23 protein-coding genes and 1 other RNA gene are annotated in these 26,876 nt (G+C 65.7%); 11 read left to right on the forward strand and 13 right to left on the reverse strand.

Features of this window, described 5'->3' with window-relative positions; genetic code table 11:
- Window positions 1-45: 45 nt before the first annotated feature.
- Complete coding sequence (locus tag ABIA40_RS35845) at window positions 46-1,044, reverse strand: NAD(P)H-quinone oxidoreductase (RefSeq protein ID WP_157283734.1); 999 nt, start codon at window positions 1,042-1,044, stop codon at window positions 46-48.
- 118 nt (window positions 1,045-1,162) lie between these two features.
- Between ABIA40_RS35845 and ABIA40_RS35850 the strand changes: the two genes are divergently transcribed.
- A complete protein-coding gene (locus ABIA40_RS35850) occupies window positions 1,163-1,354 on the forward strand; it encodes a DUF1192 domain-containing protein (RefSeq protein WP_035998277.1) in 192 nt (63 codons plus the stop codon).
- Window positions 1,355-1,938: 584 nt separating this feature from the next.
- Entirely contained in the window at window positions 1,939-2,448 is a 510-nt protein-coding gene (locus tag ABIA40_RS35855) for a DUF1465 family protein (RefSeq protein WP_035998279.1), read from the forward strand.
- A gap of 162 nt (window positions 2,449-2,610) precedes the next feature.
- Here the strand turns inward: ABIA40_RS35855 and rpmE are convergent, their stop codons facing one another.
- Entirely contained in the window at window positions 2,611-2,838 is a 228-nt protein-coding gene (gene rpmE / locus ABIA40_RS35860) for a 50S ribosomal protein L31 (protein ID WP_027573780.1), read from the reverse strand.
- Window positions 2,839-3,035: 197 nt separating this feature from the next.
- Between rpmE and ABIA40_RS35865 the strand changes: the two genes are divergently transcribed.
- The gene (locus tag ABIA40_RS35865; RefSeq protein ID WP_404545927.1) at window positions 3,036-4,886 is read left to right on the forward strand and encodes an ABC transporter ATP-binding protein/permease; all 1,851 of its coding nucleotides are present in this window, start codon (window positions 3,036-3,038) and stop codon (window positions 4,884-4,886) included.
- 167 nt (window positions 4,887-5,053) lie between these two features.
- Here ABIA40_RS35865 and ABIA40_RS35870 read toward each other — a convergent pair whose 3' ends face one another.
- From ABIA40_RS35870 to ABIA40_RS35880, 3 genes are all read right to left on the reverse strand, one after another.
- The gene (locus ABIA40_RS35870) at window positions 5,054-5,500 is read right to left on the reverse strand and encodes a GNAT family N-acetyltransferase (protein WP_404545929.1); all 447 of its coding nucleotides are present in this window, start codon (window positions 5,498-5,500) and stop codon (window positions 5,054-5,056) included.
- Window positions 5,501-5,624: 124 nt separating this feature from the next.
- Entirely contained in the window at window positions 5,625-6,653 is a 1,029-nt protein-coding gene (locus ABIA40_RS35875; protein WP_128264247.1) for a peptidoglycan -binding protein, read from the reverse strand.
- Window positions 6,654-6,809: 156 nt separating this feature from the next.
- Entirely contained in the window at window positions 6,810-7,823 is a 1,014-nt protein-coding gene (locus ABIA40_RS35880) for a hypothetical protein (RefSeq protein ID WP_036021706.1), read from the reverse strand.
- A 167-nt stretch (window positions 7,824-7,990) separates the two neighbouring features.
- On the opposite strand from ABIA40_RS35880, the gene ABIA40_RS35885 reads away from it, so the two are divergent.
- From ABIA40_RS35885 to ABIA40_RS35895, 3 genes are all read left to right on the forward strand, one after another.
- Entirely contained in the window at window positions 7,991-9,010 is a 1,020-nt protein-coding gene (locus ABIA40_RS35885) for an SAM-dependent methyltransferase (RefSeq protein WP_404545932.1), read from the forward strand.
- Window positions 9,011-9,239: 229 nt separating this feature from the next.
- A complete protein-coding gene (locus tag ABIA40_RS35890) occupies window positions 9,240-10,433 on the forward strand; it encodes an efflux RND transporter periplasmic adaptor subunit (RefSeq protein WP_157283739.1) in 1,194 nt (397 codons plus the stop codon).
- A gap of 184 nt (window positions 10,434-10,617) precedes the next feature.
- Window positions 10,618-13,779 carry a multidrug efflux RND transporter permease subunit gene (locus ABIA40_RS35895; RefSeq protein WP_157283740.1) on the forward strand — a complete coding sequence of 1,054 codons (3,162 nt, stop codon included), beginning with the start codon at window positions 10,618-10,620 and terminating at the stop codon, window positions 13,777-13,779.
- Window positions 13,780-13,921: 142 nt separating this feature from the next.
- On the opposite strand, the gene ABIA40_RS35900 is transcribed toward ABIA40_RS35895, so the two are convergent.
- The 8 genes from ABIA40_RS35900 to tkt form a co-directional block, all read right to left on the reverse strand.
- The gene (locus tag ABIA40_RS35900; protein WP_157283741.1) at window positions 13,922-14,713 is read right to left on the reverse strand and encodes an inositol monophosphatase family protein; all 792 of its coding nucleotides are present in this window, start codon (window positions 14,711-14,713) and stop codon (window positions 13,922-13,924) included.
- An 86-nt stretch (window positions 14,714-14,799) separates the two neighbouring features.
- On the reverse strand, window positions 14,800-15,873 hold the full coding sequence (locus tag ABIA40_RS35905) for a tetratricopeptide repeat protein (RefSeq protein ID WP_271542872.1): 1,074 nt from the start codon (window positions 15,871-15,873) through the stop codon (window positions 14,800-14,802).
- On the reverse strand, window positions 15,870-16,571 hold the full coding sequence (locus ABIA40_RS35910) for a thiamine phosphate synthase (protein WP_275497987.1): 702 nt from the start codon (window positions 16,569-16,571) through the stop codon (window positions 15,870-15,872). The genes ABIA40_RS35905 and ABIA40_RS35910 overlap by 4 nt, the downstream gene beginning before the upstream one ends.
- Window positions 16,572-16,574: 3 nt before the next feature.
- Window positions 16,575-17,600: a class I fructose-bisphosphate aldolase gene (locus tag ABIA40_RS35915; RefSeq protein WP_271542874.1), complete on the reverse strand. Its 1,026-nt coding sequence runs from the start codon at window positions 17,598-17,600 to the stop codon at window positions 16,575-16,577.
- A gap of 327 nt (window positions 17,601-17,927) precedes the next feature.
- Entirely contained in the window at window positions 17,928-18,995 is a 1,068-nt protein-coding gene (gene fba, locus ABIA40_RS35920) for a class II fructose-bisphosphate aldolase (protein WP_025034030.1), read from the reverse strand.
- Window positions 18,996-19,041: 46 nt separating this feature from the next.
- On the reverse strand, window positions 19,042-20,232 hold the full coding sequence (locus tag ABIA40_RS35925; protein WP_404545936.1) for a phosphoglycerate kinase: 1,191 nt from the start codon (window positions 20,230-20,232) through the stop codon (window positions 19,042-19,044).
- 152 nt (window positions 20,233-20,384) lie between these two features.
- Window positions 20,385-21,392 carry a type I glyceraldehyde-3-phosphate dehydrogenase gene (gene gap / locus ABIA40_RS35930; protein ID WP_404545938.1) on the reverse strand — a complete coding sequence of 336 codons (1,008 nt, stop codon included), beginning with the start codon at window positions 21,390-21,392 and terminating at the stop codon, window positions 20,385-20,387.
- A 147-nt stretch (window positions 21,393-21,539) separates the two neighbouring features.
- A complete protein-coding gene (gene tkt, locus ABIA40_RS35935) occupies window positions 21,540-23,525 on the reverse strand; it encodes a transketolase (RefSeq protein ID WP_404545940.1) in 1,986 nt (661 codons plus the stop codon).
- A 368-nt stretch (window positions 23,526-23,893) separates the two neighbouring features.
- Here tkt and ABIA40_RS35940 point away from each other — a divergent pair, with 368 nt between their 5' ends.
- The 5 genes from ABIA40_RS35940 (at window position 23,894) to ABIA40_RS35960 (ending at window position 26,639) form a co-directional block, all read left to right on the forward strand.
- Window positions 23,894-24,214: a DUF4164 domain-containing protein gene (locus tag ABIA40_RS35940; RefSeq protein WP_404545942.1), complete on the forward strand. Its 321-nt coding sequence runs from the start codon at window positions 23,894-23,896 to the stop codon at window positions 24,212-24,214.
- The gene (locus tag ABIA40_RS35945; RefSeq protein ID WP_404545944.1) at window positions 24,211-24,594 is read left to right on the forward strand and encodes a cell division protein ZapA; all 384 of its coding nucleotides are present in this window, start codon (window positions 24,211-24,213) and stop codon (window positions 24,592-24,594) included. The genes ABIA40_RS35940 and ABIA40_RS35945 overlap by 4 nt, the downstream gene beginning before the upstream one ends.
- 238 nt (window positions 24,595-24,832) lie before the next feature.
- Window positions 24,833-24,993, forward strand: a non-coding RNA gene (gene ssrS, locus ABIA40_RS35950) — 6S RNA.
- Between the two features lie 247 nt (window positions 24,994-25,240).
- On the forward strand, window positions 25,241-25,837 hold the full coding sequence (locus ABIA40_RS35955) for a 5-formyltetrahydrofolate cyclo-ligase (protein ID WP_404545946.1): 597 nt from the start codon (window positions 25,241-25,243) through the stop codon (window positions 25,835-25,837).
- Window positions 25,815-26,639, forward strand: coding sequence for a TIGR00282 family metallophosphoesterase (locus ABIA40_RS35960; RefSeq protein WP_404545948.1), 825 nt, complete (start codon window positions 25,815-25,817; stop codon window positions 26,637-26,639). The genes ABIA40_RS35955 and ABIA40_RS35960 overlap by 23 nt, the downstream gene beginning before the upstream one ends.
- The last annotated feature ends 237 nt before the right edge of the window (window positions 26,640-26,876 follow it).

The following is a 26,876-nucleotide window of genomic DNA, read 5'->3' on the forward strand; positions in this document are numbered from 1 at the left end:
CGAGGAAAATCAAAGGGTTTCCGGCTTGCCCTGTGGGCCAGCGGCCTAGGCCTCCAACACAATTTTGCCAATATGTGCGCTCGTTTCCATGCGCCGGTGGGCGTCTGCCGCCTTTTCCAGCGGGAAAGTGCTGTCCATCACCGGCTTGACGCGGCCTTCGCGCAAAAGCGGCATCACTTTCTGCTCGATCGCGGCCACCATCGCCGCCTTGTCCGCATTACTACGGGGGCGCAAGGTCGAGCCGGTATGGGTCAGGCGCTTGACCATCACCTTGGCGATGTTGACGCTGACCTTGGGGCCGTTGAGGGTCGCGATCTGGACGATGCGGCCGTCGACCGCGGCGGCATCATAGTTGCGATCGACATATTCTCCGGCGACCATGTCGAGGATCAGGTTGACGCCAACGTTGTTGGTCTCCGCCTTCACCACGGCGACGAAATCTTCGGTCTTGTAGTTGATGGCGCGGTCGGCCCCCAGTTTGAGGCAGGCGTCGATCTTGTCCTGCGATCCCACGGTGACGAACACTTTCGCACCGAAGGCTTTGGCGAGCTGAATGGCCATGGTGCCGATGCCGGACGAGCCGCCATGGATCAGCAGCGTCTCGCCGGCCTTGAGGCCGCCGCGCTCGAACACATTGTGCCAGACCGTCATCAGTGTTTCCGGCAGCGCGCCGGCTTCCTTCATCGACAGCGCCGGCGGCACACTCATCGCCTGGGCGTCCTGGGCGATGCAGTACTGCGCATAGCCGCCGCCGGCGACCAGCGACATCACCTTGTCGCCGACCTTGTGCCGCTTGGCGTTGCTGCCGACCGCGACGACTTCGCCTGATATCTCGAGGCCGGGCAGGTCGCTGGCGCCGGGCGGCGGCGGATAGGCGCCGGAGCGCTGCGCCACGTCGGGCCGGTTGACGCCGGCAGCTTCGACTTTGACCAGGATCTCGTCGGGCCCGGGCTGCGGAACACTGCGTTGCTCCGGCACCAGCACCTCCGGCCCGCCGGGCTTGGAGATGGCGACCACGGTCATTTGCGCGGGCAGCTTGTCCATGATGTGTCCTTGAGCAAAAGTGCGGGGGGAAACGAGGCCCTTGCTTAGCCAGCGCGGTGCAGGCTGGCAACCGCCTCAGCCATGTGGTCCGACCCGCGGACGGAGAGGAGGAACGACGATGCCGATCGAAGACGACGACCGCCCGCGCAAGAAGATCAGTCATGAAATTGGGCAGGACCTCTCACTTTTGTCAGTGGAGGAACTGACCGAGCGCGTGGCGCTGCTCAAGACCGAGATCGCAAGACTGGAAGAAGCCGCCGCCAAAAAGCGCGCCTCGCGCGATGCGGCGAACAGTATTTTCAAGTCGTAGCAGTCGCCACACAGCGACTGTCGTCCCGGACGCGTGGGCCGGACTTTCTCCGTCTCGTCATTCCGGGGCGGCGCGTCAGCGCCGAGCCCGGAAATCCATAATCACAGGCTCTGCAAAAGGGCGCGCTAAGAGAGCCGGGCCGTTCCATCCGCTCGTGGTTATGGATTCCGGGCTCGCGACTTCGTCGCGCCCCGGAATGACGACGGAGACGTCTGTTCCCGCAGCACACTCGGCCACTGGCTCACATGACTAATGAACTCTGAAAAAATTAGCTCGTTTACTTCAGATTAAGCTTTCGGGTTTATGACTGGAACTGTCCTCGTTTGGACACCGAGTGGCTCCTGTCCACTCTGTTTGACGCCTCCCTGTTATCAACTTTCAAAGCCGCCGGTCTCCGGCGGCTCTTTTTTGCGTTCACTTGACCGGTTTGGGCCTCTCATCCCGGTTGCATTTGAAAGGATTGACCCGCGGAAACCATATCCGCGCTTGTCACTGGACTCCGCGTCCCGCCCGCGCAATGATTTGTTCATCATAAGCCGGCGCTAAAGCCGGGCAGTCAAACAGTTGCGTAAGAGGCGTTAACCATGGAACGTTTGCAGGCCGACGGCGCGCTCGTTCAGCTCAGTGAGCGATTCACCAATTCTGCGGCGTTCGGCAATTTGTTCCGTGAGGGCATGGACCTCGTCGAGGAGACCGCCGCCTATCTCGACGGCGCCGGCCGCGTCGAGGCCAAGGCGCTCGACCGCGCCGTCAGCCTCACCTATGCGACCGAGAGCATGCGCCTCACGACGCGCCTGATGCAGCTCGCCTCCTGGCTGCTGCTGCACCGCGCGGTCAAGGAAGGCGAGATGACGCTGAGCCAGGCCAATCGCGAGAAGACCAAGGTCAAGCTCACCGCCGCCGATCCCGGTCCCGCCGACACGATCGAGAAGCTGCCCGCGCAGCTTCAGGACCTGATCCATCGCTCGATGAGCCTGCAGACGCGCGTCCGCCGCCTCGACAGCACGATCCACACCCCGCCGGCCGAGCAGGCCACGATCGGCAACCCGCTGGTGCCGCACCTCAACGCGCTGAAGGCCGCGTTCGAGCGGTAAGTCTATCTGCCGTCATTGCGAGCGAAGCGAAGCAATCCAGAATCCCCCGCAGGGGCAGTCTGGATTGCTTCGTCGCAAGCGCTCCTCGCAATGACGGTGGCCCAAAAACAAAAACGCCCCCGGTCTCCCGGGGGCGTTTTCGTCTCCAGCCTTGCGGCCGGCTCAATCCTTCTTGAGGAAGCCCGAAAACTTCTTCTGGAAGCGCGAGACGCGGCCGCCGCGGTCCATGATCTGGGCGGAGCCGCCGGTCCAGGCCGGGTGCGACTTCGGATCGATGTCGAGGTTCAGCGTGTCGCCTTCCTTGCCCCAGGTCGAGCGGGTCAGGTACTCGGTTCCGTCGGTCATGACGACCTTAATCGTATGATAATTCGGGTGAATTTCGGCTTTCATGGCAATTCCTCGGCGCTCCGGCGCCTTCTTGGGTGGCTCGCGAATGACGGATTTGGGCGGCTCTATACCTCACGAAACCCCGCAAAACAAGCCATGCCGGCGCGCTGGACCGGGTTTGCCCTTAAGGGACTTCCCGGATTTGCCACTACTCCTGCACCGGCCTATTGGGAGCAGATCAATGCAACGGGTCGGATCTCATGAGCGCAGTGGAACGGCTGGATGACCACGATGTCGAACGGCCCGCAATGAACGCCGCAGACACTCCCTCAATCGAGGCCGAGCTGATCGAAGCGCCGGCCAAGGGCCGCGCCAAGTTGCGGCCGCTGCTCGCGCTCGCGCCTTATGTGATCCGCTATCGCGGCCGGGCGGCGCTGGCCTTCGTCGCACTCACGATCGCGGCGTTGACCACGCTGCTGGTGCCGGTCGCGGTGCGCCGGATGATCGATTTCGGCCTGACGCCCGAGGGCATCGAGCTGATCAACAGCTACTTCTCGGTCATGCTCGCGGTCGTCGCCGTGCTCGCGATCGCCAGCGCCGCGCGCTACTACCTCGTGATGACGATCGGCGAACGCATCGTCGCCGATCTCCGGCGCGACGTCTTCGCCCATCTCTTGTCGCTCTCTCCCGCCTTCTTCGATTCCGCCCGCAGCGGCGAATTGATCTCGCGCCTCACTGCCGACACCACCCAGCTGAAATCGGCCGTCGGCGCCTCCGTCTCGATCGCGCTGCGCAATCTGATGATGTTCCTGGGCGCGACGGCGATGATGGTGATCACGAGCCCGAAGCTGTCGGGCTTCGTGCTGCTGGCCATCCCTTTGATCGTGCTGCCGCTGGTGGCGTTCGGGCGCTGGGTGCGGCGCCTGTCGCGTAATGCGCAGGATACGCTCGCCGATGCCTCCGCCTATGCCGGCGAATTGGTCGGCGCGATCCGCACCGTGCAGGCCTATACCAGCGAGCAATTTGCCGAGAAGCGTTTCGGCGGCGAGGTCGAGCAGGCCTATGAAGCCGCGCGCACCTCGACCCAGGCCCGCGCCGTGCTGACGGCGATCATCATCTTCATCGTGTTCGCAAGCGTGGTCGCGATCCTCTGGATCGGCTCGCATGACGTGCTCACCGGCGCGATCACGCCGGGCCGGCTTGGCCAGTTCGTGCTGTATGCCGTGTTCGCGGCAGCGGGCCTCGGCCAGCTCAGCGAGGTCTGGGGCGAGGTCTCGGCAGCATCGGGCGCGGCCGAGCGCCTGTTCGAGATCCTCCACGTCGAGCCCGAGATCACCGCGCCTGCGACGCCGCTTGCGCTGCCGGTGCCCGCGCGCGGCGAGGTCGGCTTCGATCGGGTCAGCTTCGCCTATCCGGCGCGGTCCGACGTCAAGGTGCTCGACGCGGTGTCGTTCACCGTGCGCCCTGGCGAGAAGGTCGCGATCGTCGGTCCCTCCGGCGCCGGCAAGAGCACCATCTTTCATCTGCTGCTGCGCTTCTACGATCCGCGCAGCGGGACGATCTCGCTCGACGGCGTGCCGGTCAAGTCCGCCGCCCCGGGCGGCTTCCGCGCGCGCATCGCTCTGGTGCCGCAGGAATCCGTGGTGTTCGCCGCGAGCGCCCGCGAGAACATCCGCTTCGGCCGGCCCGATGCGACCGATGCCGAGGTCGAGCGCGCTGCCGAGCTCGCCCATGCCGCCGAATTCATCCGCCGCCTGCCCGAAGGTTTCGAGACCGCGCTCGGCGAGCGCGGCGTGACGCTATCCGGCGGCCAGCGCCAGCGCATTGCGATCGCACGCGCCATCCTGCGCGATGCGCCACTGTTGCTGCTGGACGAAGCCACCTCGGCACTCGACGCCGAAAGCGAGACGCTTGTGCAGACCGCGCTGGAAGAGCTGATGCGCCACCGTACCACGCTCGTCATCGCCCACCGCCTCGCCACCGTGCTCTCCTGCGATCGCATCCTGGTGATGGACCAGGGCCGGATCGTCGAGCAGGGCACGCATGCCGAGCTCGTCGCGGCGAACGGGCTCTATGCGCGGCTGGCGCGGCTGCAATTCGAGGGCGCGTGAGGGGCAGAGCGGCGTGAGGTCCTCGATTGCCGTCCCAATCACGGTGTCATTCCCCGCGAAGGCGGGGAATCCAGTACGCCGCGGCGTCTCGGTTCGATCACTGCCGTCTCTGGAATACTGGATTACCCGCCTTCGCGGGTGATGACAGCTCAGTTTGCGTTTGGCGATTACGCCCGCCACACCATCTTCAACACCGGCCGCCCCGAGGTGGGGTTCACATCGTCGCCCGCATGGGCGAAGCCGTTGCGCTCGTAGAAGCGGATCGCGCGGGCATTGTCCTTGTTGACGAGCAGCGTGACGCCCGAGGGCGACAGGCGCTTGGCCTCGTCCACCAGCAGCCTTGCCGCGTCGGAGCCCCAGTGCGCGGGATCGACGACGAGCTGGTCGAGATAGCCTTCGCCGTCGATGGTGACGAAACCGACCAGCGCGCCGTCCTGCTCCGCCACCACGATCTGGGCCTTCGGCACCAGATCCCTCAGCCAGCGCTCGCGCCACCATTCGAGCCGTGCGGCGAAGTCGATCTGCGGATAGGCCTGCTGCCAGGTGCGATGCCAGAGATCGATCGCGACGGCTTCGTCTTCGGGTCGGTAAAGGCGGAGGTGGAGCGCGCTCATTTTACGAAGGTCGTCATGCCCGGGCTTGTCCCGGGCATCCACGCCTTTCTGTCGCGGCGGGCCAAAGATCGTGGATGGCCGGGACAAGCCCGGCCATGACGTTGAGGTCGTGTGTCCCTCACCACTACCGCTCCGTCAGCTTCAGCTCGATGCGGCGGTTGCGCTTGTAGGCCTCTTCCGTGTTGCCGGTATCGAGCGGCTGAAATTCGCCGAAGCCGGCCGCGACGAGGCGCTGGGCGGGCACGCCGAGCGAAACCAGATATTGCACCACCGAGATCGAGCGCGCTGCGGACAGGTCCCAGTTCGACTTGAAGTTCGCGCCGCTCACCGGCCGCAAATCGGTATGGCCGTCGACGCGCAGCACCCAGGGGATGTCGCTCGGGATCTTCTTGTCGAGCTCGATCAGCGCCGCTGCCAAGGTGTCGAGCTCGGCGCGGCCCTCGGGCAGCAGCACCGCTTGTCCCGTGTCGAAGAACACTTCGGACTGAAACACGAAGCGGTCGCCGACGATGCGGATGTCGGGGCGGTTGCCGAGGATGGCGCGCAGGCGGCCGAAGAATTCCGAGCGGTAGCGCGACAATTCCTGCACGCGCTGCGCCAGGGCGACGTTGAGGCGAGAGCCGAGGTCGGCGATGCGGTTTTGCGATTCCTTGTCGCGCTTCTCGGAGGCATCGAGCGCCTCCTCCAGCGCCGCCAATTGCCGGCGCAGCGCGCTGATCTGCTGGTTCAGCACCTCGATCTGCGCCAGCGCCCGCGCCGAGACCGCCTTCTCGGAGTCCAGCGCCTTGCCGAGCTCGGCGGTCTTGCCTTGCGCGTCGTTGCCGGCGGCAGCCAAGCCGTCATAGAGGCCCTTGATGCGGTCGCGCTCGGATTCGGCCGAGGCGAGCCCGGCTTTCAGCGACGAGACCTGGTCGTCGAGGGTGAGCTTGCCGAGCTTCTCCAGCGACAACAGCTCGTTGAGCTGGGCGATCTTGGCGTTGAGCTGCTCCAGCGCCTTGTCCTTGCCGGTGACCTCCTGCGACAGGAAGAACTGCACCACGAGGAACACCGACAGCAGGAACACGATCGACAGCACCAGCGTCGACAGCGCGTCGACGAAGCCGGGCCAGTAGTTGAGACCGCCTTCGCTGCGGCGGGCGCGGGCAAGGGCCATTTAGTTCTCCGCTTCTGCTCTCGTGTCCCGGACGCGGTGCAGCGTGCAACGCTGCTGCGCAGAGCCGGGACCCATTCCTCGTTTCTCTGGGCCCCGGCTCAGCAGCGCATCACTACGTGCTGCGCTGCGTCCGGGGCACGATGGTTCGGCGAGCCCTCAACTCTTCTCGGGCTGGCGCGCGATCCGCTCCAGCAGGCGGCGGATCTCGCGATTCTGCTCGCCCTGGCCGTCGGCCCATTCGCGGATCATCTGCTGCTCGGTGCGCATGTGCGAGACCAGCGCCTGGATGGCTTCGGCAAGGCTCGCCATCGCCGCGGTGGTGCCGCGGCCGGCGCTGCCTTCCTCGAGCACGGACCGCAGCCGTTCGACCGCGGCCTGAAGCTCGCCGCTGGCGACGCCGCCGCCGGTCGCGACAGGCGCCTCGCCGTTGCCATACTCGCGCACTGTGGTGGCGAGCCAGTCCTCGAGATCGGTGTAGAAGCGGTTCTGCGCCTGGCTCGATTGCAGATCGAGGAAGCCGAGGATCAGCGAGCCGGCAAGGCCGAACAGCGAGCTGGAGAAGGAGATGCCCATGCCGCCGAGCGGGGCGGCGAGGCCTTCCTTCAGCGTGTCGAACAGCGCCCCGGAATCGCTCCCGACCTTGAGCCCGTCGATCACCTTGCCCACCGAGCCCACCGTCTCGATCAGGCCCCAGAAGGTGCCGAGCAGGCCGAGGAAGACCAAGAGGCCGGTCATGTAGCGGGAGATGTCGCGGGCCTCGTCCAGGCGGGTCGCGATCGAATCGAGCAGGTGCCGCATCGTGGTCTGGGTGATGGTCATCCGCCCCGAACGCTCCCCGCCGAGGATCGCAGCCATCGGCGCCAGCAGCTTGGGGTGGCGGGCCGGCGCCAGGCCGGGATCGGCGACGCGGAAATTGTTGACCCAGGAGACTTCGGGATAGAGCCGGATGACCTGGCGGAAGGCCAGGATGATGCCGATGAACAGCACCCCCCCGATCAGGGCGTTGAGCCCGGGATTGGCGAAGAAGGCCTGGACGATCTGCTTGTAGAGCACCACGCTCACCAGCGTGCACAGCACCAGGAAGACCAGCATCCGCACCAGGAAGACGCTGGGCGAGGACAGTTTGGTGTACTCGATGTCCATGGTGGATCGGGAAGTGCCAGACCGCATGCCGGTATCATCCGTTACGTAAAGCTTGCTTGCGGCGCGCACTATGGCACAGCGCCGGCCCAAAAAAAGCGCCGGATGCGCCGATTTCGGGGACAGCTCGGGAACCCGGACCGGAAGCGGCGCTTTGATAGCCAAGTCTCTGCAGAAGTTCGCCATTCGGGGGGCGCATGAGCGTCGTTTCCGCGATCATCGGGACTGCCGAGCGCGTGCCGCTGCCGGACGTGGTGGTCCGCGCCGCGATCCAGCGCCTGTGCTCCCGCATGGCGACGCGCCTGTCCGGGCTCGGCCCCGGCGACGATGCCGCCTTCGCTGGGCGGATGATGCTACGGCCGATCGCCGAGGGCGCGGCAGCGGGCCATGACGAGGTGCCCGCGGCCTTCTTCGCCGACTTGCTCGGCCCCAAACGTAAATTCTCCTCCTGCTTCTACAAGACCGACGCGACCACCTTGCGGGAGGCGGAGGAGGAGGCGCTGCGCCAGACCGTCGAGCATGCCGGCCTGGCCGACGGCCAGGCCATCCTGGAGCTTGGCTGTGGCTGGGGCTCGCTGGCGCTGTGGGTGGCACGGCAGTTTCCGCACGCGACGGTGACGGCGGTCGCGGCCTCACAGGCTCAGCGTGCGTATGTCGAGGAGGAGGCGCGGCGGCGCGGACTGCTGAATCTGCGCGTGGTCACGGCCGACATGAACGTGTTCGCGCCCGAGGGCCAGTTCGACCGGATCGTCTCGGTCGAGATGTTCGAGCGGATGTGCAACTGGCGCAAGCTGATGACACGCGCGCGGTCATGGCTCGCGCCGGAGGGGCGGTTCTTCATGCACGTCGTCACCCACCGGTCCGGCTCGCATCTGCCTGACCCGGCCGATCGCGACGACTGGATCGCGCAATACGTCTACACGGGCGGGCTGATGCCGAGCCATCACCTCGTCAGGCAGTTCGACGATATCTTTGCCATCGAGAAGGAATGGTGCTGGAGCGGCACGCACTACCAGCGCACCGCCGACGACTGGCTGGCCAATTTCGATGCGCATCGCGACCCCATCGAAGTCTCCTTGCGCAGGGTCCACGACGAGGAGACCGCTCTCTGGATGCGCCGCTGGCGCTGGTTCCTGCTCGGGACCTCGGGCCTGTTCGGTCACGCCGACGGAACGGAATGGGGCGTCAGCCATTACCGGATGAAGGCCGCCGAGTAATTGCGATGTTCGGCCGCACACGCGGCGGTGGAACTTAGATTCACAATCAAGTTACACCGCAAAAGATCTCTGATTTCAACAGGATAAGCTGTGTGACAATGAGCCGCCCGCGCCATGCGTTGCATCGCAGCAGATGCATTCTATCTTGGCGGCATCAGCCGCGTGCAAAAGGTCCAGAACGGGCTTCGCGCGAGCATGATCAGTTTCAACAATCGGGGCATCCCACTTCATGTTTGGAATTCGAGCGCGATCGGCATGCGTTGCAATGATGCTCGCGGCCCTTGCGCCGCTGCTGGGTGCTTGCGAGGAATCCAGTTCCGCGGTGTCCGCCGCCCAGCCGCCTGCCCCTGACGTCAGCATCGTTATCGTCAAGCCGCAGCCGCGCGCCGTAGTGCGCGAGCTGCCGGGCCGCATCGCCCCGACCCGGGTCTCCGACGTGCGGCCGCGCGTGTCCGGCATCGTGGTCGAGCGCCTGTTCCGCCAGGGCAGCGAGGTCAGGGCCGGCGATCCGCTCTACCGCATCGATCCGCGCCCGTTCGAGGTCGAGGTCATGGCCAACGAGGCCGCGCTGGCCAAGGCCGAAGCGGCATTGGCGCAGGCCAAGCAGCAGGCGCATCGTATCGCCACCTTGACCAGGGATCGCGCCGCCCCCGAAGCCGAGAACGAGAAGGCGATTGCGGCCGAACGCCAGGCCCATGCCGAGGTCGAGGGCCGCAAGGCCGAGCTCGCGCGGGCCAGGCTTAATCTCGACTACGCCACCGTGCGTGCGCCGATCGACGGCGTGGTCGGCGCGGCCCTCGTCAGCGAGGGCGCGCTCGCCGTGCAGAACGAGACCAATCTCGCCACCATCCAGCAGCTCGATCCGATCTATGCCGACTTCACCCAGTCGGTGACCGAGCTCAACCAGCTCCGCCGCGCCTTCGAGACCGGCGACCTCGATCGCATCGCCGCCGATGCCGCCAAGGTGCGCCTCGTGCTCGACGACAACACCATCTATTCGCTCGACGGCAAGCTGCTGTTCTCCGACGCCAAGGTCGACGCCCACACCGGGCAGGTGACGTTGCGCGGCGAGTTCCCCAATCCCAAGCGCGAGCTGCTCCCGGGCATGTATGTCCGGGTCCGCATCGACCAGGGTCTCGATTCCGACGCGATCGCGGTGCCGCAGCAGGCGATCCAGCGCAATGGCGGCGGCGGCAGCGAGGTGTTCGTCGTCAAGGACGACAATCACATCGCGGTGCAGCCGGTGCGCACCGGCTCGGTGCAGGACGGCCTCTGGTTCATCACCGAAGGCCTGAAGTCCGGCGACAAGGTCGTGGTCGAAGGCTTCCAGAAATTCGCGGCCGGCGACAAGGTCAAGCCGCAATCCTGGTCGGAGGCGGAAGCGACCGCAGACAACCGGCACGCTCAGCAGCTCACGCGGTAACGCTCCGCGCAGCAAGTGTCGTCCTTAACCTGAGGAGCCCGCTGCAAGCGGGCGTCTCGAAGGATGGCCGCGGGAGAGAGCCGGGCCTTCATGGTTCTCGCGGCGATGCGCGGCATCGTCCGGAGCGCGCGTTCCGCGCTCCTCACCATGAGGGTCTAACCGAACAACGAGGATAAAACGGCCAATGCCGAGTTTCTTCATCGACAGGCCGATCTTCGCCTGGGTGGTCGCGCTGTTCATCTGCTTGATCGGCGCGATCGCGGTGCCGCTGCTGCCGATCGCGCAATATCCGATCATCGCGCCGCCCTCGATCTCGGTCTCGACCAGCTATCCCGGCGCCTCGCCGGAAAACCTCTACAACAGCGTCACGCGGCTGATCGAGGAGGAGCTCAACGGCGCCGCCAACATCCTCAATTTCGAATCGACCAGCGACTCGCTCGGCCAGGTCGAGATCATCGCCAACTTCCAGCCGGGCACCGACACCAGTGCCGCCTCGGTCGAGGTCCAGAACCGCATCAAGCGCGTCGAGGCGCGCCTGCCGCGCGCGGTGATGCAGCAGGGCATCCTGATCGAGGAGGCCTCGAGCGCAGTGCTGCAGATCATCACGCTGAACTCGACCGACGGCAGCCTGGATGAAGTCGGCCTCGGCGACTTCATGATCCGCAACGTGCTCGGCGAGATCCGCCGCATTCCCGGCGTCGGCCGCGCCACACTGTACTCGACCGAGCGCTCGCTTCGTGTCTGGGTCGATCCGGCCAAGCTGGTCGGCTATGGCCTGACCGCCGACGACGTCAACAAGGCCATCACCGCGCAGAACGCGCAGGTCGCTTCCGGCAGCATCGGCGCCGAGCCGTCGACCTCGAACCAGCGCACCTCTGCGCTGGTGCTGGTCAAGGGCCAGCTCTCCTCGCCGGACGAGTTCGGCGCCATCATCCTGCGTGCCAATGCCGACGGTTCGACCGTGCGCCTGCGCGATGTCGCGCGCGTCGAGGTCGGCGGCCTCAGCTACCAGTTCAACACGCGCCTCGACGGCAAGCCGACGGCGGGCCTGTCGGTCCTGATGTCGCCGACCGGCAATGCGCTGGCGACCGCCAGCGCGGTCGAAGCGAAGATGAAGGAGCTGTCGCGCTTCTTCCCGGCCAACATCACCTACGAGATCCCCTACAACATCACGCCTGTGGTCGAGGCCTCGATCGAGAAGGTGCTGACGACGCTGGTCGAAGCCGTGGTGCTGGTGTTCGTGGTGATGTTCTTGTTCCTGCAGAACATCCGCTACACCATCATTCCGACCATCGTGGTCCCGGTGGCGTTGCTGGGCGCCTGCTCCACGCTGCTGCTCGCCGGCTATTCCATCAACATGCTCTCGATGTTCGGCATGGTCCTCGCGGTCGGCATCCTCGTCGACGACGCCATCGTCGTGGTCGAGAACGTCGAGCGCATCATGGCCGAGGAAGGCCTGCCGCCGAAGGAAGCGACGCGGAAAGCCATGTCGCAGATCACCGGCGCCATCATCGGCATCACGCTGGTGCTGATGGCGGTGTTCGTGCCGATGGCGTTCTTCCCGGGCTCGGTCGGCATCATCTATCGCCAGTTCTCCGTCACCATGGTCGCCGCGATCGGCTTCTCCGCCTTCCTGGCGCTGTCGTTGACGCCGGCGCTGTGCGCGACGCTGTTGAAGCCTGTGGCAAAGGGGCACGGTCATTCGACCAACTTCGTGTTCGGCTGGTTCAACCGCATGCTCGAAGGCGTCAAGGAACGCTATTCGCGCACCGTCGGCTTTTCGCTGAATCGCACCGGCCGCTTGATGCTGGTCTATGCCGCGCTGCTGGTCGGCCTGTCCTGGGCCTTCGTCAACCTGCCCGGCGGCTTCCTGCCCGTCGACGACCAGGGCTTCATCACCACGGACGTGCAGACGCCGTCGGATTCGTCCTATGCCCGCACCGAGGCCGTGATCGAGAAGGTCGAAAAATATCTCGCCGCGCGGCCGGGCGTCGACAACGTCACCTTCCTCACCGGCTTCAGCTTCTCCGGCCAGGGCATGAACACCGCCCAGGCCTTCATCACGCTGAAGGACTGGTCGGAGCGCGGGCCGAAGGACTCCGCTGCCGCGATCGTCAACGACGTCAACCGCGACCTGGGCTCGTCGATCCGCGACGCAAAAATCTCGGCGCTGCAGCCGCCGCCGATCGACAATCTCGGCAACTCCTCCGGCTTCTCGTTCCGCCTCCAGGATCGCGGCCAGAAGGGCTATCAGCAATTGATGCGCGCCGCCGACCAGCTGATCGCGGAGGCCAATGCCAGCCCGGTGCTGCAGAAGGTCTATATCGAAGGCCTGCCCGAGGCGGGCGTGGTCAATCTCATGATCGACCGCGAGAAGGCCGGCGCGTTCGGCGTCACCTTCGAGGACATCAACAACACCATTTCGACCAATCTCGGCTCGAACTACATCAACGACTTCCCGAACCGCGGCCGCATGCAGCGCGTCGTGGTGCAGGCGGACGCGCGCGACCGCATGCGGGCCGAGGACATCCTCAACTACAACGTCAAGAACAGCCGCGGCCAGCTGGTGCCGCTCTCGTCCTTCACCACGATCGAATGGGCGCGCGGCCCGACGCAGATCGCCGGCTTCAACTATTATCCGGCGGTGCGCATCTCCGGCGAGGCCAGGCCCGGCTTCACCTCGGGCGATGCGATCGCCGAGATGGAGCGGCTCGCCGACCGATTGCCGCGCGGTTTCGGCTATGAATGGACCGGACAGTCGCTGCAGGAGAAGCTGTCGGGCTCGCAGGCGCCGTTCCTGCTCGCCCTGTCGGTGTTCGTGGTGTTCCTGTGCCTCGCCGCGCTCTACGAGAGCTGGACCATTCCGCTCGCGGTGCTGCTCACCGTGCCGCTCGGCATCGTCGGCGCGGTCACTGCCGCTATGCTGCGCGGCCTGCCCAACGACGTCTATTTCACCGTCGGCCTGATCACGATCATCGGCCTCGCCGCAAAGGACGCGATCCTGATCATCGAGTTCGCGAAAGATCTGCGGAAAGAAGGCAAGCCGCTGGTCGAAGCCACCATCGAAGCCTGCCGCCTGCGCTTCCGCCCGATTTTGATGACCGGCCTTGCCTTCATCTGTGGCGTGCTGCCGATGGCCATCGCCCACGGCGCCGGCGGCGCCAGCCAGCAGGCGCTCGGCAGCGTGGTGATGGGCGGCATGATCGCCGTGGTGATCCTGGCGCTCTTGATGGTGCCGGTGTTCTTCGTCTCGGTGCAGCGCGTGCTGGCGGGGGATCGCGAGCCGGCGCCGGCGCGGGACGCTGAAGCGCATGGCCGGCCGGCGCGGGCGCACACCGGCCACTGACGCTTCTCTCTGTCATTCCGGGGCGTGCGAAGCACGAGCCCGGAATCCATCGGGCCGCGTTCACGGTCGATGAATGGATTCCGAGCTCGCGCCAAGAGGCGCGCCCCGGAATGACGGGGAATGTGGAGTGCGAGCTTCCGCCTTACGCCGGTTTCCGCAAAATCTTCACCAGCTCCCCGTGCACGTACTCGTTGCCGCACACCACATGCCCGGTGATCAGCGGATCCCCCGGGGTCGCGATATCGCTCACCGTGCCGCCGGCTTCCTTCACCATGATCTGCCCGGCCGCGATGTCCCAGGGCGACAAATTCCGCTCCCAATACCCGTCAAGCCGGCCGGCCGCGACGAAGGCGAGATCGAGCGAGGCGGCGCCGAAACGGCGCAAGCCGGCGACGCGGTCCTGGATCGCGGTCATCTCGCGGCGGAATTCCTCGTGGTCGCCGCGGCCGATATGGGGCAGGCCGCAGGCCACCACGCATTCGCTCAGCTGGCGGCGGCCGGCGACGCGCAGGCGCTGGTCGTTGAGGAAGGCGCCCTTGCCGCGCTCGGCGATGTAGAGCTCGTCATTGGCGGGATTGTAGATCACGCCCGCGATCACGGTGCCCTCGCGCGCGAGCCCGATCGAGATCGCAAATTGCGGGATGCCGTGCAGGAAGTTGGTGGTGCCGTCCAAGGGATCGACGATCCAGGTGTGGCTCTTGTCGGTGCCCTCGCGGGTGCCGCCCTCTTCGCCGATGAAGCCGTAGCCGGGCCGGGCCTTGGCGAGGTCCTGGTAGAGGATCTCCTCGGCGCGCTTGTCGGCGAGCGAAACGAAATTGGCGGGCCCCTTCAGCGAGACCTGGAGATGCTCGATCTCGCCGAGATCGCGCTTGAGGCTGCGGCCGGCGCGGCGCGCCGCCTTGACCATGACGTTGATAGTGGCGGAATACAGCATATGCTTTTTGGTCTTGATCGGGGGGAGGGGCGCGGAAACGCGCCTGTTTGGGGGATTGGGTGCCCCGTGAGGGGCCCCGCGTCAAGTCATTTGGACCCGAGCCACTTCCTGGCGGCGGCCTCGGCCTTGGCGCGCTCATCCGCCGGCAGATCGGAAAGCTGCTTGTCGAGCTCGGGGTCGCCCTTGCCAGCCGTCTTGGCCACCAGGTGCCATTTGAAGCCTTCGATCTTGTCCACGGGCGTGCCGACGCCGTTGATCAGCACCCAGGCCAGCCGGTTCTGCGCGATCGCGCTGCCCTGGCGGGAGGCCTTGCGAAGCAGGGCGACGGCTGCCGGCTGGTTCTTCGGCGTGCCGGTGCCGTTGAACATCGCGATGGCATATTCGACCTCGGCATCGACATTGTCGGCGATCGCGGCGGCCTGAAGCAGCCGCACCGCGCGTTCGGGGTCCTTCGGCACACCGGTGCCTTCCTTGTAGAAGGTCGCGAGCGCGTATTGCGCTTCGGGCAGGCCTGCATCGGCGGCCTGGCGCAGCAGTTCCGCCGAACGCCGGACGTCCTGCGGCAGCGTCTGGCCGTCCAGGTAGAGCAGAGCGAGGTTATAGGCCGCCTTGGGCTCGCCGAGCTTGGCAGCCGAGGCCATCAGCCTGACCGCCTCGTTTTTGTCGACCGGGCCGCCGCGGCCGGAGATGCGCAGCATGGCGAGCGCGAACATCGCCTCGCGATCGCCGGCATCGGCGGCGCGCTTGTACCATTCGGCCGCCTTGGCGTAATCGCGCCGGATGCCCATGGCGTTGGAATAGAGCTCGCCGAGCATGGTCATCGCCTTGGCATCGCCGGCTTGCGCGCGCACGGTGGCGAGCTCGAACGCGGTCTTGTACTGGCCGCGCTGATAGGCGCCGAACACGAGGTCGACGTTGGGATCGTCGGACGGCGGCGCGGGGATCACGGTTGCCGGCTTGGGCGAAGCGGACGGCTTGGGAGATGCCGTAGGCTTCGGCGCCGGCGCCGCCTCCTTCTTCTTGGCAGGTGCGGGCGGCTTTGGCTTCTGCTTCTCTGCCGGTGCGCTCGGCGTCGTCGCCGGCGGGGTGATCTGCAGCTGCGCGGCCGCGGGCACTGTCAGCAGCAGCGTGGCCAGCATGGTGATGCACGGGAGCTTCATGTCGGGCGCTGGCCGTGCTCCTGGCCCGCAGGATCCTGGCCGGCCAGCGCCGTCGCATGGGCCTTCTTGATCGCGGCATCGACCTCGATCAGTGCGGCCTTGGGCCCGCGCGGATCGGCCCAGATGAAGTCGCCGACCAGCACGAAATCGGCGCCGCTGGCGGCGAAATCGTAGGCCTCGTCCAGCGTGGTAGCAAAGCCGACGCAAGGCGGCTCGAACAGCTCGGCCCACCAGTCGAGCCGCTCGGCGATCGCCTGCGACGACGGCCGCTGGCCTTTCGCATCGGGCTCGCCGAACAGCACGTAATCCGCGCCCATCTCGCCCGCATCCATGGAATGGTGCCGCGTCGTCAGCCCGCCGACACCGGCGATGCGATCTGGCTTGAGCGACGGCAGCGCCTCCTTCAGCGCGGCGATGCCGGGCAGGTGCGCGCCGTCGGCGCCGCCGCGCGCGACGATATCAGGATGGCCGTCGACGAGGAGTGCCGCGCCCGCCTTCTGCACCGGCGGCGCCAATGCCTTGACGCGCGAGATCATGCTGCGCTGATCGGTCTCCTTCAGCCGCAGCAGCACGGCGGCAATGTCGGCGGACGCGATCAGCCCCGGCAGCTCGGCGACCAGCGTCGCGGGATCATCGACGACGGGCGTCGCGAGATAGAGACGCGGCGCCGGGCGCGGCGGAGGCGGTTTGTTCGACAAGGTCTAGGCTGCCTTCTGTTCCAAGCTGCTTTGCCATTCGCCCTTGGAGGCGAGGCCGTTCATGCGGGCGCGATGACTGAAGGCGCGCTGGCCGGCCGCGACGTTCTCAGGCTTGCCCGACCAGGCCTTCTGCGGCGCGGCCTGCAGCGCGCGGCCGTAGGAGAAGGTCAGGCCCCAGGGCAGCGGCCCAAGCTTGTGCATGGCGTTGAGATGCGCGGTCGCCTCTTCGTCCGACTGGCCGCCGGACAGGAAGGCGATGCCGGGCACCGCCGCCGGCACGCAGGCCTTCAGCAGCCGTATCGTCTTCTCCGCGACCTCCTCGACTGAGCCCTGCTTCGGACATTTCTTGCCTGATATCGCCATGTTCGGCTTCAGCACCATGCCTTCCAGCGCCACGCGCTGCACGCGCAGTTCCTGGAAGGTCTTGTTGAGCACGCGGCTCGTCACCTCGTAGCAGCGCTCGATGTCGTGGTCGCCGTCCATCAGCACCTCCGGCTCGACGATCGGCACGATCTGCGCGGCCTGGCACAGCGCGGCGTAGCGCGCCAGCACGTGGGCATTGACGCTGATCGCCGTCATCGAGGGAATGCCGCTGCCGATGTCGATCACCGCGCGCCATTTGGCAAAGCGCGCGCCGCGCTCGTAATATTTCTTCAACCGCTCGGCGAGCCTGTCGAGCCCGACCGTGACGAGCTCTCCGGGACACATCGGCAAGGCCTGCGTGCCTTCGTCGACCTTGATGCCGGGAATGGCGCCGGCCTGCTCGATCAGCTTGACCAGCGGCGTGCCGTCCTTGGCATTCTGCCAGATCGTCTCGTCATAGAGGATCACGCCGGAGATGTACTGGCTCATGGCGTCCTTGGCTCGGAACAGCATCTCGCGATAGTCGCGGCGGTTCTCCTCGGTCGATTCCACGCCGATGGCGTCAAAACGCTTCTTGATGGTGCCGGAGGATTCATCGGCGGCAAGGATGCCCTTGCCCGGCGCGACCATGGCGGTCGCGATCTTGTTGAGCTCAGTCAGATTCATCGAGAGGTCCTCCCAAAACGATTCTGCCCTTGCCCGTGAAAATAGACCGTTCTCGGGCAATTGCCGAGTTATCGTTCGTCGCAGGGGGTCGGGGAGGTCTGTTGGGTAAAATGGCTGGCCGGGCTGGGCGGACCTTCACCTCGCCCCCGCTTGCGGGGAGAGGTCGGATTTTACGCAACGCGTAAAATCCGGGTGAGGGGGTACAAGTCTGTCGATAGGGCACAACTCGCGGAGAGAGCCCCTCACCCCGACCCTCTCCCCGTAAGAACGGGGAGAGGGAGGAGAGATCACGCAACCTCGCGATCGCTTACGCGACGCGGGGATCGCTTACGCCACCTTCGGATCCAGCTCGCCCTTGGCGTAGCGCTTGGCCATCTCGGCGGTGGTCAGCACCTTCTTGATCTTGGAGGCCTGGCCTGCGGTGTTGAACTCCTGCAGGCGCTGCTTGCACAGCTTGGTCATGGCTTCCATCGCCGGCTTCAGGTACTTGCGCGGATCGAACTCTTCCGGGTTGTCCTTGAGAACTTTCCGGATCTGGCCGGTCATCGCCATGCGGTTGTCGGTGTCGATGTTGATCTTGCGCACGCCGTTCTTGATGCCGCGTTGGATCTCGGCCACCGGCACGCCCCAGGTCGGCTTCATCTTGCCGCCATAGGCATTGATGATGTCTTGCAGGTCCTGCGGCACCGAGGAGGAGCCGTGCATGACGAGATGCGTGTTCGGCAGCTTGCGGTGGATCTCCTCGATCACGTTCATGGCGAGGATGTCGCCGTCGGGCTTGCGGGTGAATTTGTAAGCGCCGTGAGACGTCCCCATCGCGATCGCGAGCGCGTCGACCTTGGTCTCCTGCACGAACTTCACGGCTTCGTCCGGATTGGTCAGCAGCTGGTCGTGGCTGAGCTTGCCTTCGGCGCCGTGGCCGTCTTCCTTGTCGCCCATGCCGGTTTCGAGTGAACCGAGCACCCCGAGCTCGCCTTCCACCGAGATGCCGCCGAGATGGGCCATGTCGGTCACGGTCTTGGTGACGCCGACATTGTAGCCCCAGTCGCCGGGGGTCTTGCCGTCGGCCTTGAGCGAGCCGTCCATCATCACCGAGGTGAAGCCGGCCTGGATCGCGGTCATGCAGGTCGCCGGCTCGTTGCCGTGGTCGAGATGCACGCAGACCGGAATGTGCGGATAGATCTCGGTCACCGCGTCCATCATGTGCTTGAGCATGACGTCGTTGGCGTAGGAGCGCGCGCCGCGCGAGGCCTGAATGATGACGGGCGCGTCGACCTGGTTGGCCGCGTCCATGATGGCCAGCGCCTGCTCCATGTTGTTGATGTTGAAGGCCGGTACGCCGTAATCGTTCTCCGCCGCGTGGTCGAGCAATTGACGTAACGTGATCCGAGCCATCTGTCTTTGTCTCCCGTTGGGGCCTCAAAGGCCGCTTGATTACTTGCTACGCAGAAACTTCAACGCCGGGCAGGGGTTTGCCTTCCATCCATTCAAGGAACGCGCCACCGGCGGTCGACACATAGGTGAAGTCTCCGGCCACATGGGCCTGGTTGAGCGCCGCGACGGTGTCGCCGCCGCCCGCGATCGAGATCAGCTTCTTGGCCTTGGTGCGCTCGGCGGCATGCTTGGCCGCCGCGACCGTGCCGCGGTCGAACGGCTGCATCTCGAACGCGCCCAGCGGGCCGTTCCAGACCAGCGTCGCGGCATCGTCGATCGCGGCATGGACGCGCGCGATCGATTGCGGGCCGACGTCGAGGATCATGCCGTCGGCCGGGATCGCGTCGAGCCCATAGGCATGCGAGGGCGCGTTGGCCTGGAAATGATAGGCAACCGTTGCGTCCACCGGCAGGATGATGGCGCAATTGGCGGCTTCCGCCTTCTCCATGATGCGTAGCGCGGTCGCGGCGAGATCCTTCTCGGCCAGCGACTTGCCGACCGCAACGCCCTGCGCGTGCAGGAAGGTGTTGGCCATGCCGCCGCCGATCACGAGCGCGTCGACCTTGGTGACGAGGTTTTCCAGCAGGTCGATCTTGGTCGAGACCTTGGCGCCGCCGATGATGGCGATGACGGGCTTGCTCGGCGAGCCCAGCGCCTTCTCCAGCGCGTCCAGCTCGGCCTGCATGGTGCGGCCGGCATAGGCCGGCAGCTTGTGGCCGAGGCCTTCGGTCGAGGCGTGGGCGCGGTGCGCGGCCGAGAACGCGTCATTGACCCAGATGTCGCCGAGCTTCGCGAGTTCCGCGACGAAGGCGGGATCGTTCTTTTCTTCCTCTTTGTGGAAGCGGGTGTTTTCCAGGCACAGGATGTCGCCATCCTTCAAGCCGGCGACGGCCTTGGCCGCGGGCTCGCCGATGCAATCCTCGGCAAACGCGACGGGCTTCTTCACCACCTTCGCCAGCGCCTCCGCGACGGGCCTCAGCGAGTCCTTGGCATCGCGTCCCTTCGGGCGGCCGAAATGCGCGAGCAGGATGACCTTGCCGCCCTTGTCGGCGAGCTCGGTGATGGTCGGTGCAACGCGCTCGAGCCGGGTGGCGTCGGTGACGCGCCCGCTCTCCATGGGCACGTTGAGGTCGACGCGCAGCAGCACGCGCTTGCCCTTCACGTCGACGTCGTCGAGGGTGCGGAATTTGTTCGTCATCTCACGCTTCCTTGTCCCGGGCGCGCTGCGGCGCAGGGCGCCGCTGCGCTGAACCGGGACCCACGTCACGGCGAGCCCCGCGGTTAAGATGGGTCCCGGCCCTGCGGAGCAGCGCAAGCGCGCTGCACCGCGTCCGGGACACGAGACTCTGGTCAGATCACCTTCGCCATCGCAACGGCGGTGTCCGCCATGCGGTTCGAGAAGCCCCACTCGTTGTCGTACCAGGACATCACGCGCACCAGCGTGCCGTTCTGCACCTTGGTCTGGTCCTCGTGGAAGGTCGAGGAGTGCGGGTCGTGGTTGAAGTCGATCGAAACGTTGGGCGCGCTCGTGTAGCCGAGGATGCCCTTGAGCTGCTGCTCGCTGGCGCGTTTCATCGCCGCGTTGACTTCCTTGGCGTCGGTTGCGCGCTTGGCGACGATCTTGAGGTCGACGACCGAGACGTTCGGGGTCGGCACGCGGATCGCGACGCCGTCGAGCTTGCCTTTCAGCTCGGGCAGCACGAGGCCGATCGCCTTCGCAGCGCCGGTCGAGGTCGGAATCATCGACATCGCCGCGGCGCGGCCGCGGTACAGATCCTTGTGCAACGTGTCCAGCGTCGGCTGGTCGCCGGTATAGGCGTGGATCGTGGTCATGAAGCCGGTCTCGATGCCGACGAGATCGTTCAGCACCTTGGCGACCGGGGCGAGGCAGTTGGTGGTGCAGCTGCCGTTGGAGACGACGAGGTGGTCCTTGGTCAGCGTGTCGTGGTTGACGCCGTAAACGATGGTGGCGTCGGCGCCGTCGGCGGGCGCGGAGACCAGCACGCGCTTGGCGCCGGCCGTCAGGTGCGCGCTAGCCTTGTCCTTCGAGGTGAAGATGCCGGTGCATTCCACCGCGATGTCGACGCCGAGATCCTTCCAGGGCAGCTTCGAGGGATCGCGCTCGGCGGTCACCTTGATCTTGCCGTTGCCGAGGTTGATGGAGTCGCCGTCGACGGTGACGGTGCCGGGAAAGCGGCCGTGGACGCTGTCGAAGCGGAGGAGATGGGCGTTGGTCTCGACCGGGCCGAGGTCGTTGATGCCGACGACCTCGATATCCTTGCGGCCTGACTCGGCGATAGCCCGCAGGACGTTGCGGCCGATGCGGCCAAAACCGTTAATTCCGACGCGGACTGCCATGTTTCGTCTCCTTCAATGACCGTTGTCATCCCGCACAACGCGCTTTGCACGCCTGCGAGGTTTTTTAGGGGCGGGCGCCCGGTTCGGCCGGGCGGTGCTTGATCATATGGGAGATTAGGTAGTCCTTTTTTGCGGCAAGCTCAACTCTCAGGAAACGCGCTTCAGCACAGCGTTAACCGCGGCCTCGGCGGTAATGCCGAAATGCTTGTAAAGCTCCTTGGCAGGGCCGCTTTCGCCGAACGAATGCATGCCGATGAATTCGCCATCCTGGCCGATCACGGCATCCCAGCCCCAGCGCACGGCGGCCTCGATCGCGATCTTGACCGGCGCGTTGCCGATGATGGCGGCGCGCTTGGCCTCTGGTTGCGCTAACAACAGCTCGAGCGAGGGAACGGAGACAACGCGCGAGGCGACGCCGCGTTCCGCCAGCTGCTTCTGGGCCGCGACCGCGATCTCGACCTCGGAGCCGGAGGCGAACAGCGTCGCCTTGGCTTCGCCCTGGGCGGCGACCAGTTCGTAGGCACCGACGGCGCAAGGATTGTCGTTCGGTGCCGTGGTCCGCAGCTGCGGCAGGTTCTGGCGCGTCAGCGCCAGCACGGTCGGGCCGTCGACGCGGTTGAGCGCGAGCTCCCAGCACTCGGCGACCTCGATGGCATCGCAGGGACGGAATACGCGCATGTTGGGAATGGCTCTGAGCGCGGCGAGATGCTCGACCGGCTGATGGGTCGGGCCGTCTTCGCCGAGGCCGATGGAATCGTGGGTCATCACGTAGACGACGCCGGCGCCCATCAGCGCGGCAAGGCGCATCGCCGGACGCGCATAATCGGTGAACACGAGGAAGGTCGCGCCATTCGGCGCAAAGCCGCCGTGCAGGAAAATGCCGTTCATCGCGGCGGCCATGCCGTGCTCGCGGATGCCGTAATGGATGAAGCGGCCCTTCGGCGTCTTGGCCGAGAAGGCGGTCGCCGACTTCGCCTTGTTGTTGTTGGAGCCGGTGAGGTCGGCCGAGCCTGCCAAAAATTCCATCGGCATTGCGGCTGCGATCGCCTCGATCGCTGCCTCCGAGGATTTGCGCGTGGCAGCCGTCAGCGGCTTCTCCAGCAGCTCCTTCTTGTGCGCCTTCAGCGCCTTTGCCAGCGAAGCCGGACGCTCATGGCGCAGGCGGCGCTCGAACTCGGCGCGCTTCCGGCTGCCGAGCTCACCGAGCCGGGCTTCCCATTCCTGCCGTGCCGCGGCGCCGCGGCTGCCGGCAGCGCGCCATGCCTTCAGCACGTCGTCGGCGACCGCGAACGGCTCAAGCGAAATGCCGAGATTTTCCTTGGCGGCCTTGAGCTCGTCGGCGCCGAGTGCTTCGCCGTGCACCTTCGAGGTGCCTTGCTTGTGCGGCGCGCCGAAGCCGATGGTGGTGCGGCAGGCGATCAGCGTCGGCTTATTGGATTTCTTCGCGCGCGTGATGGCGTCGGCGATCGCAGCCTGGTCATGGCCGTCGATCTTTTCGGCGGCCCAGCCCGCCGACTTGAAGCGCTTCACCTGGTCGACGGAATCGGAGATCGAGGTCGGGCCGTCGATCGAGATGCCGTTGTCGTCGTAGAGCACGATCAGCTTGTTGAGCTTCCAGTGCCCGGCCATCGCGATCGCTTCCTGCGACACGCCTTCCATCAGGTCGCCATCGGAGGCGAGCACATAGGTGTGGTGGTCGACGATCTTCTTGCCGAATTCGGCGGCGAGCATCTTTTCGGCCAGCGCCATGCCGACCGCGGTCGAGATGCCCTGGCCGAGCGGGCCGGTGGTGGTCTCGATGCCTTTGGTGCGGAAGTTCTCGGGGTGGCCGGGGGTGAGCGAGTCGACCTGGCGGAACTGCTTGATCTGGTCCAGCGTCATTTCGGAATTGCCGGTCAGATACAGCAGCGAATAGAGCAGCATCGAGCCGTGGCCGGCCGAGAGCACGAAGCGGTCGCGGTCCGGCCAGGCGGGCGCGGTGGCGTCGAATTTCAGGAACTGCGTGAACAGCACGGTGGCGATGTCGGCGGCGCCCATCGGCAGGCCGGGATGCCCCGATTTCGCCTTCTCGACAGCGTCCATCGAAATGCCGCGGATCGCGTTGGCCATACGGGTGTGATCGACCTGCGTCATGTCTGAAATCCGTCTGAAATGAAGCGCTTGGCGATGGTTGCCCGCGCGGGGAGAAGCCTGGCGGCCACTGAAGGTTGGCGCTGGGATAGCACCTCGGTTCCGGGAGTCCAAGGCAATCGAACGCCGGTTTGGCCGCAAAAGTTGCCGGTGTGGACATCGGTTTTCCGCCGGAATCGCACCGTGCGGAAGCGACGCAGCGGCACGCCGCCCCGATTGATCGGTGCATAGTTTTGCGGCGGCGTTGCGCTTGGCTAGCTTGCTTTGTAAATTTCTGCTTCTAACCGCTTGCCGAACCGAGTCTTTTGCCGGACGGCAAGCTCCAGGGAAAGGCCACTGGGCAAAGGCCGCCAGGTTCCGCCGCTGACTGCATGAACGATCGCGTATCCAACAGTTCCGCCATGACGGAGTCGTCCGCCATCGAGATCGAGATTGCGACCCGCAGACTCACGGCGGCGCTCGACGCGCTCGAAAGTGCGGTGGAGCGGCGGCGCGACGCCGATCGCGACGAGAACGAGCTTGCGGCGCGAATCCAGGCGCTCGGCGCGGATCGCTCGCGTCTTGCCGACGAACTCGACGGCGCGCTGGTGAAGGCACGCAAGCTCGAGCGCACCAATCGCGAGATCTCCGACCGGCTGGATTCCGCGATCGTCACGATACGCTCGGTGCTCGATACCGGAGAGGACGGATGAGCCACATCAACGTCACCATCAACGGCCGGCAATATCGCATGGCCTGCGAGGAGGGCCAGGAGGTGCGGCTGCTCAAGCTCGCCGAGACGCTGGAGACGCGCATCCAGTCGCTGCGCGGAAAGTTCGGCGAGATCGGCGATGCGCGCCTCACCGTCATGGCTGCGCTCACCGTGTGCGATGAGCTGATCGACACCAGCAACCGCGTCCGCACCCTGGAGCAGGAATTGATCGAGCTCAGGGATTTCCGCAACGCCGCCGTCGAGCGCGCCCGCATGACGCAGACCGCCGTGGTGAATGCGCTCAACGCCGCCGCCGAACGCATCGAGAAATCGACCCAGGTCCTGAACCGCACCGTCGGCAATGGGATCGCGATCGGCTGAAGCTCGATAGTAGCCACGCGGCCAGTGCGCTCCCTCCCCCGCTTGCGGGGGAGGGTTGGGGAGAGGGTGTCTCCGCTGGGCGAGAACCCCCAAGAGGTGAGAGCCCTCTCCCCAACCCTCTCCCGCAGGCGGGAGAGGGAGTTCACCTCCGTCGTGGCTCGCCGCCCGCTTCACTACACCGAAGCTCGGCACTCTCGCCGCACTGGCGATTCGTCAGTATCGTTGTTACATTGCCTCCGCGAGGCTGCGACGTGCGTCAGGAGCCATATATCCCCGGGGCCTTATCGATCCTTTAGGGAACTGTCCCTGGCCGGGCCCGTGGGCTCGGACATATGGTGCCCACCTACTTTCGTAGGGAACTCCGGGATCGAGTGCTTCAACGGCGTTCGCGGCTTCGCACTTTTGTTTGCTTGCAGTTATGTTTGCTTGCAGTGCGTTCTTGTCGAGTGGGGTCTACGACAACCGGCAGTGTCATGTCCCGCCTAGTGCGCAATTGCGCACGGGGGGCGGGGCATCCAGTACGCCGCGGCGTCGAGGTTTTTGCACTAGCGTCTCTGGAATACTGGATCACCCGCCCCAGTGCGCAGGGCGCACAAGGCGGGTGATGACAGCGGAGCAAAGACTTCGCCTTCGGGGGAAAACGCACATGCCCAACACCAAAGCCGAGCTCCGTGCCAAGGCCCTCGCCAAGCGCGACGCGCTGAGCGAGAAGAAACGCATCGCGGCCGCCGCAAAGCTCGCCAAGCGTGGCCTGCCGTTCAAGCTGCTGCCCGGCAGCATCGTCTCGGGTTATTCGCCGATCCGCAGCGAGATCGATCCGATGCCGCTGTTGAAGGTGCTCGCGGAGCAGGGCGCGCGGCTGGCGCTGCCTTGCGTCACCGCGCGCGGCCAGTCGCTGATCTTCCGTCTCTTCCATCCCAACGACCGCCTGATGCTCGGCCCGCTCGGCATTCCCGAACCTTCACCTGCTGCGGCCGAAGTCATTCCCGACATCATGCTGACGCCGCTCGCCGCCTTCGACCGCCTCGGCCATCGCATCGGCTATGGCGCGGGGCATTACGATTTCACCTTCGCGCATCTGCGCAAAACCAAGCAGATCGTCGGCATCGGGCTCGCATTCGCCGTGCAGGAGATCGAGGCGGTTCCGGCACTATCCCACGACGTGGCGCTGGATTATGTGCTAACGGAATCGGACGTGTTCGATTTCCGGAGTTCTGAAGTTGCGCATTCTCTTCGTGGGTGATGTCGTCGGCCGTAGCGGGCGCGAGGCCGTCTCCGAATATCTTCCCGGCATGGTCAAGGACTGGTCGCTCGATCTCGTCGTCGTCAACGGCGAGAATTCGGCCGGCGGCTTCGGCATCACGGAAGCGATCTACCAGGAATTTCTCGAGGCCGGCGCCGATGCGGTGACGCTCGGCAATCACTCCTGGGACCAGCGCGAGGCCCTCGTCTTCATCGAGCGCGCCGACCGCCTGGTGCGCCCCGCCAATTATCCGCGCGGCACGCCCGGCCGCGGCGCCGCCCTGGTCGAGACCAAGAACGGCAAGCACGCGCTCGTCGTCAACGCGCTGGGCCGCGTCTTCATGACCCCGTTCGACGATCCCTTCGCCGCGCTCGAGCGCGAGTTGGGCGCCTGTCCGCTCGGCGTTGCCGCCGACGCCATCGTGGTCGATTTCCATTGCGAGGCTTCAAGCGAGAAGCAGGGCATCGGCTTCTTCTGCGACGGCCGCGCCAGCCTCGTCGTCGGCACGCACACCCATGTGCCGACCGCCGACCACCAGATCCTGTCGGGCGGCACCGCCTACATGACCGACGCCGGCATGACCGGCGATTACGATTCCATCATCGGCATGCAGAAGGAAGAGCCGCTGCGGAGGTTTACATCGGGAATCCCGTCGGGCCGCTTCGAGCCGGCTGCAGGCGCGGCAACGCTCAGCGGCGTCGCGGTGGAAACGGATGACGCGACGGGCCTCGCGCTCCGCATCGCACCGGTGCGGATGGGCGGAAGGCTGGAGCCGACGACGCCGAAGTTCTGGTTGAGCTGAAGCGCGAAGCCAAATCACCCGGTGTCGTCCCCGGGCGATTATATCAACTTTGCCTCAGCAGCGGACATTGGCGGGCAACCAAGGGACATCCGCTTTGGGCCAAAAACGGAAATCACATTCTTCGCCCAATCGTCCACTGCGGTGCGCTGCACTAGTCTCGCGGCTTCTTGAAAATGAAGTCTAACGTTGACGAAGCGTCTTGCTTGCTCTTCCAGTCAGCAAGTTTTTCCTCTTCCG

Origin of the sequence: Bradyrhizobium sp. USDA 223 (assembly GCF_044909005.1) — a bacterium.
GTDB lineage: Bacteria > Pseudomonadota > Alphaproteobacteria > Rhizobiales > Xanthobacteraceae > Bradyrhizobium > Bradyrhizobium yuanmingense.

What these genes read in the sequence shown, in the direction of transcription:
- ABIA40_RS35945 (WP_404545944.1), top strand. Translation starts at nt 24,211, where the DNA reads ATGAGCCACATCAACGTCACCATCAACGGCCGGCAATATCGCATGGCC.
- fba (WP_025034030.1), bottom strand. Translation starts at nt 18,995, where the DNA reads ATGGCTCGGATCACGTTACGTCAATTGCTCGACCACGCGGCGGAGAAC.
- ABIA40_RS35850 (WP_035998277.1), top strand. Translation starts at nt 1,163, where the DNA reads ATGCCGATCGAAGACGACGACCGCCCGCGCAAGAAGATCAGTCATGAA.
- tkt (WP_404545940.1), bottom strand. Translation starts at nt 23,525, where the DNA reads ATGACGCAGGTCGATCACACCCGTATGGCCAACGCGATCCGCGGCATT.
- ABIA40_RS35865 (WP_404545927.1), top strand. Translation starts at nt 3,036, where the DNA reads ATGAGCGCAGTGGAACGGCTGGATGACCACGATGTCGAACGGCCCGCA.
- ABIA40_RS35900 (WP_157283741.1), bottom strand. Translation starts at nt 14,713, where the DNA reads ATGCTGTATTCCGCCACTATCAACGTCATGGTCAAGGCGGCGCGCCGC.
- ABIA40_RS35940 (WP_404545942.1), top strand. Translation starts at nt 23,894, where the DNA reads ATGAACGATCGCGTATCCAACAGTTCCGCCATGACGGAGTCGTCCGCC.
- ABIA40_RS35890 (WP_157283739.1), top strand. Translation starts at nt 9,240, where the DNA reads ATGTTTGGAATTCGAGCGCGATCGGCATGCGTTGCAATGATGCTCGCG.
- gap (WP_404545938.1), bottom strand. Translation starts at nt 21,392, where the DNA reads ATGGCAGTCCGCGTCGGAATTAACGGTTTTGGCCGCATCGGCCGCAAC.
- ABIA40_RS35915 (WP_271542874.1), bottom strand. Translation starts at nt 17,600, where the DNA reads ATGAATCTGACTGAGCTCAACAAGATCGCGACCGCCATGGTCGCGCCG.
- ABIA40_RS35880 (WP_036021706.1), bottom strand. Translation starts at nt 7,823, where the DNA reads ATGCGGTCTGGCACTTCCCGATCCACCATGGACATCGAGTACACCAAA.
- ABIA40_RS35955 (WP_404545946.1), top strand. Translation starts at nt 25,241, where the DNA reads ATGCCCAACACCAAAGCCGAGCTCCGTGCCAAGGCCCTCGCCAAGCGC.
- rpmE (WP_027573780.1), bottom strand. Translation starts at nt 2,838, where the DNA reads ATGAAAGCCGAAATTCACCCGAATTATCATACGATTAAGGTCGTCATG.
- ABIA40_RS35885 (WP_404545932.1), top strand. Translation starts at nt 7,991, where the DNA reads ATGAGCGTCGTTTCCGCGATCATCGGGACTGCCGAGCGCGTGCCGCTG.
- ABIA40_RS35925 (WP_404545936.1), bottom strand. Translation starts at nt 20,232, where the DNA reads ATGACGAACAAATTCCGCACCCTCGACGACGTCGACGTGAAGGGCAAG.
- ABIA40_RS35845 (WP_157283734.1), bottom strand. Translation starts at nt 1,044, where the DNA reads ATGGACAAGCTGCCCGCGCAAATGACCGTGGTCGCCATCTCCAAGCCC.
- ABIA40_RS35855 (WP_035998279.1), top strand. Translation starts at nt 1,939, where the DNA reads ATGGAACGTTTGCAGGCCGACGGCGCGCTCGTTCAGCTCAGTGAGCGA.
- ABIA40_RS35895 (WP_157283740.1), top strand. Translation starts at nt 10,618, where the DNA reads ATGCCGAGTTTCTTCATCGACAGGCCGATCTTCGCCTGGGTGGTCGCG.
- ABIA40_RS35905 (WP_271542872.1), bottom strand. Translation starts at nt 15,873, where the DNA reads ATGAAGCTCCCGTGCATCACCATGCTGGCCACGCTGCTGCTGACAGTG.
- ABIA40_RS35875 (WP_128264247.1), bottom strand. Translation starts at nt 6,653, where the DNA reads ATGGCCCTTGCCCGCGCCCGCCGCAGCGAAGGCGGTCTCAACTACTGG.
- ABIA40_RS35870 (WP_404545929.1), bottom strand. Translation starts at nt 5,500, where the DNA reads ATGAGCGCGCTCCACCTCCGCCTTTACCGACCCGAAGACGAAGCCGTC.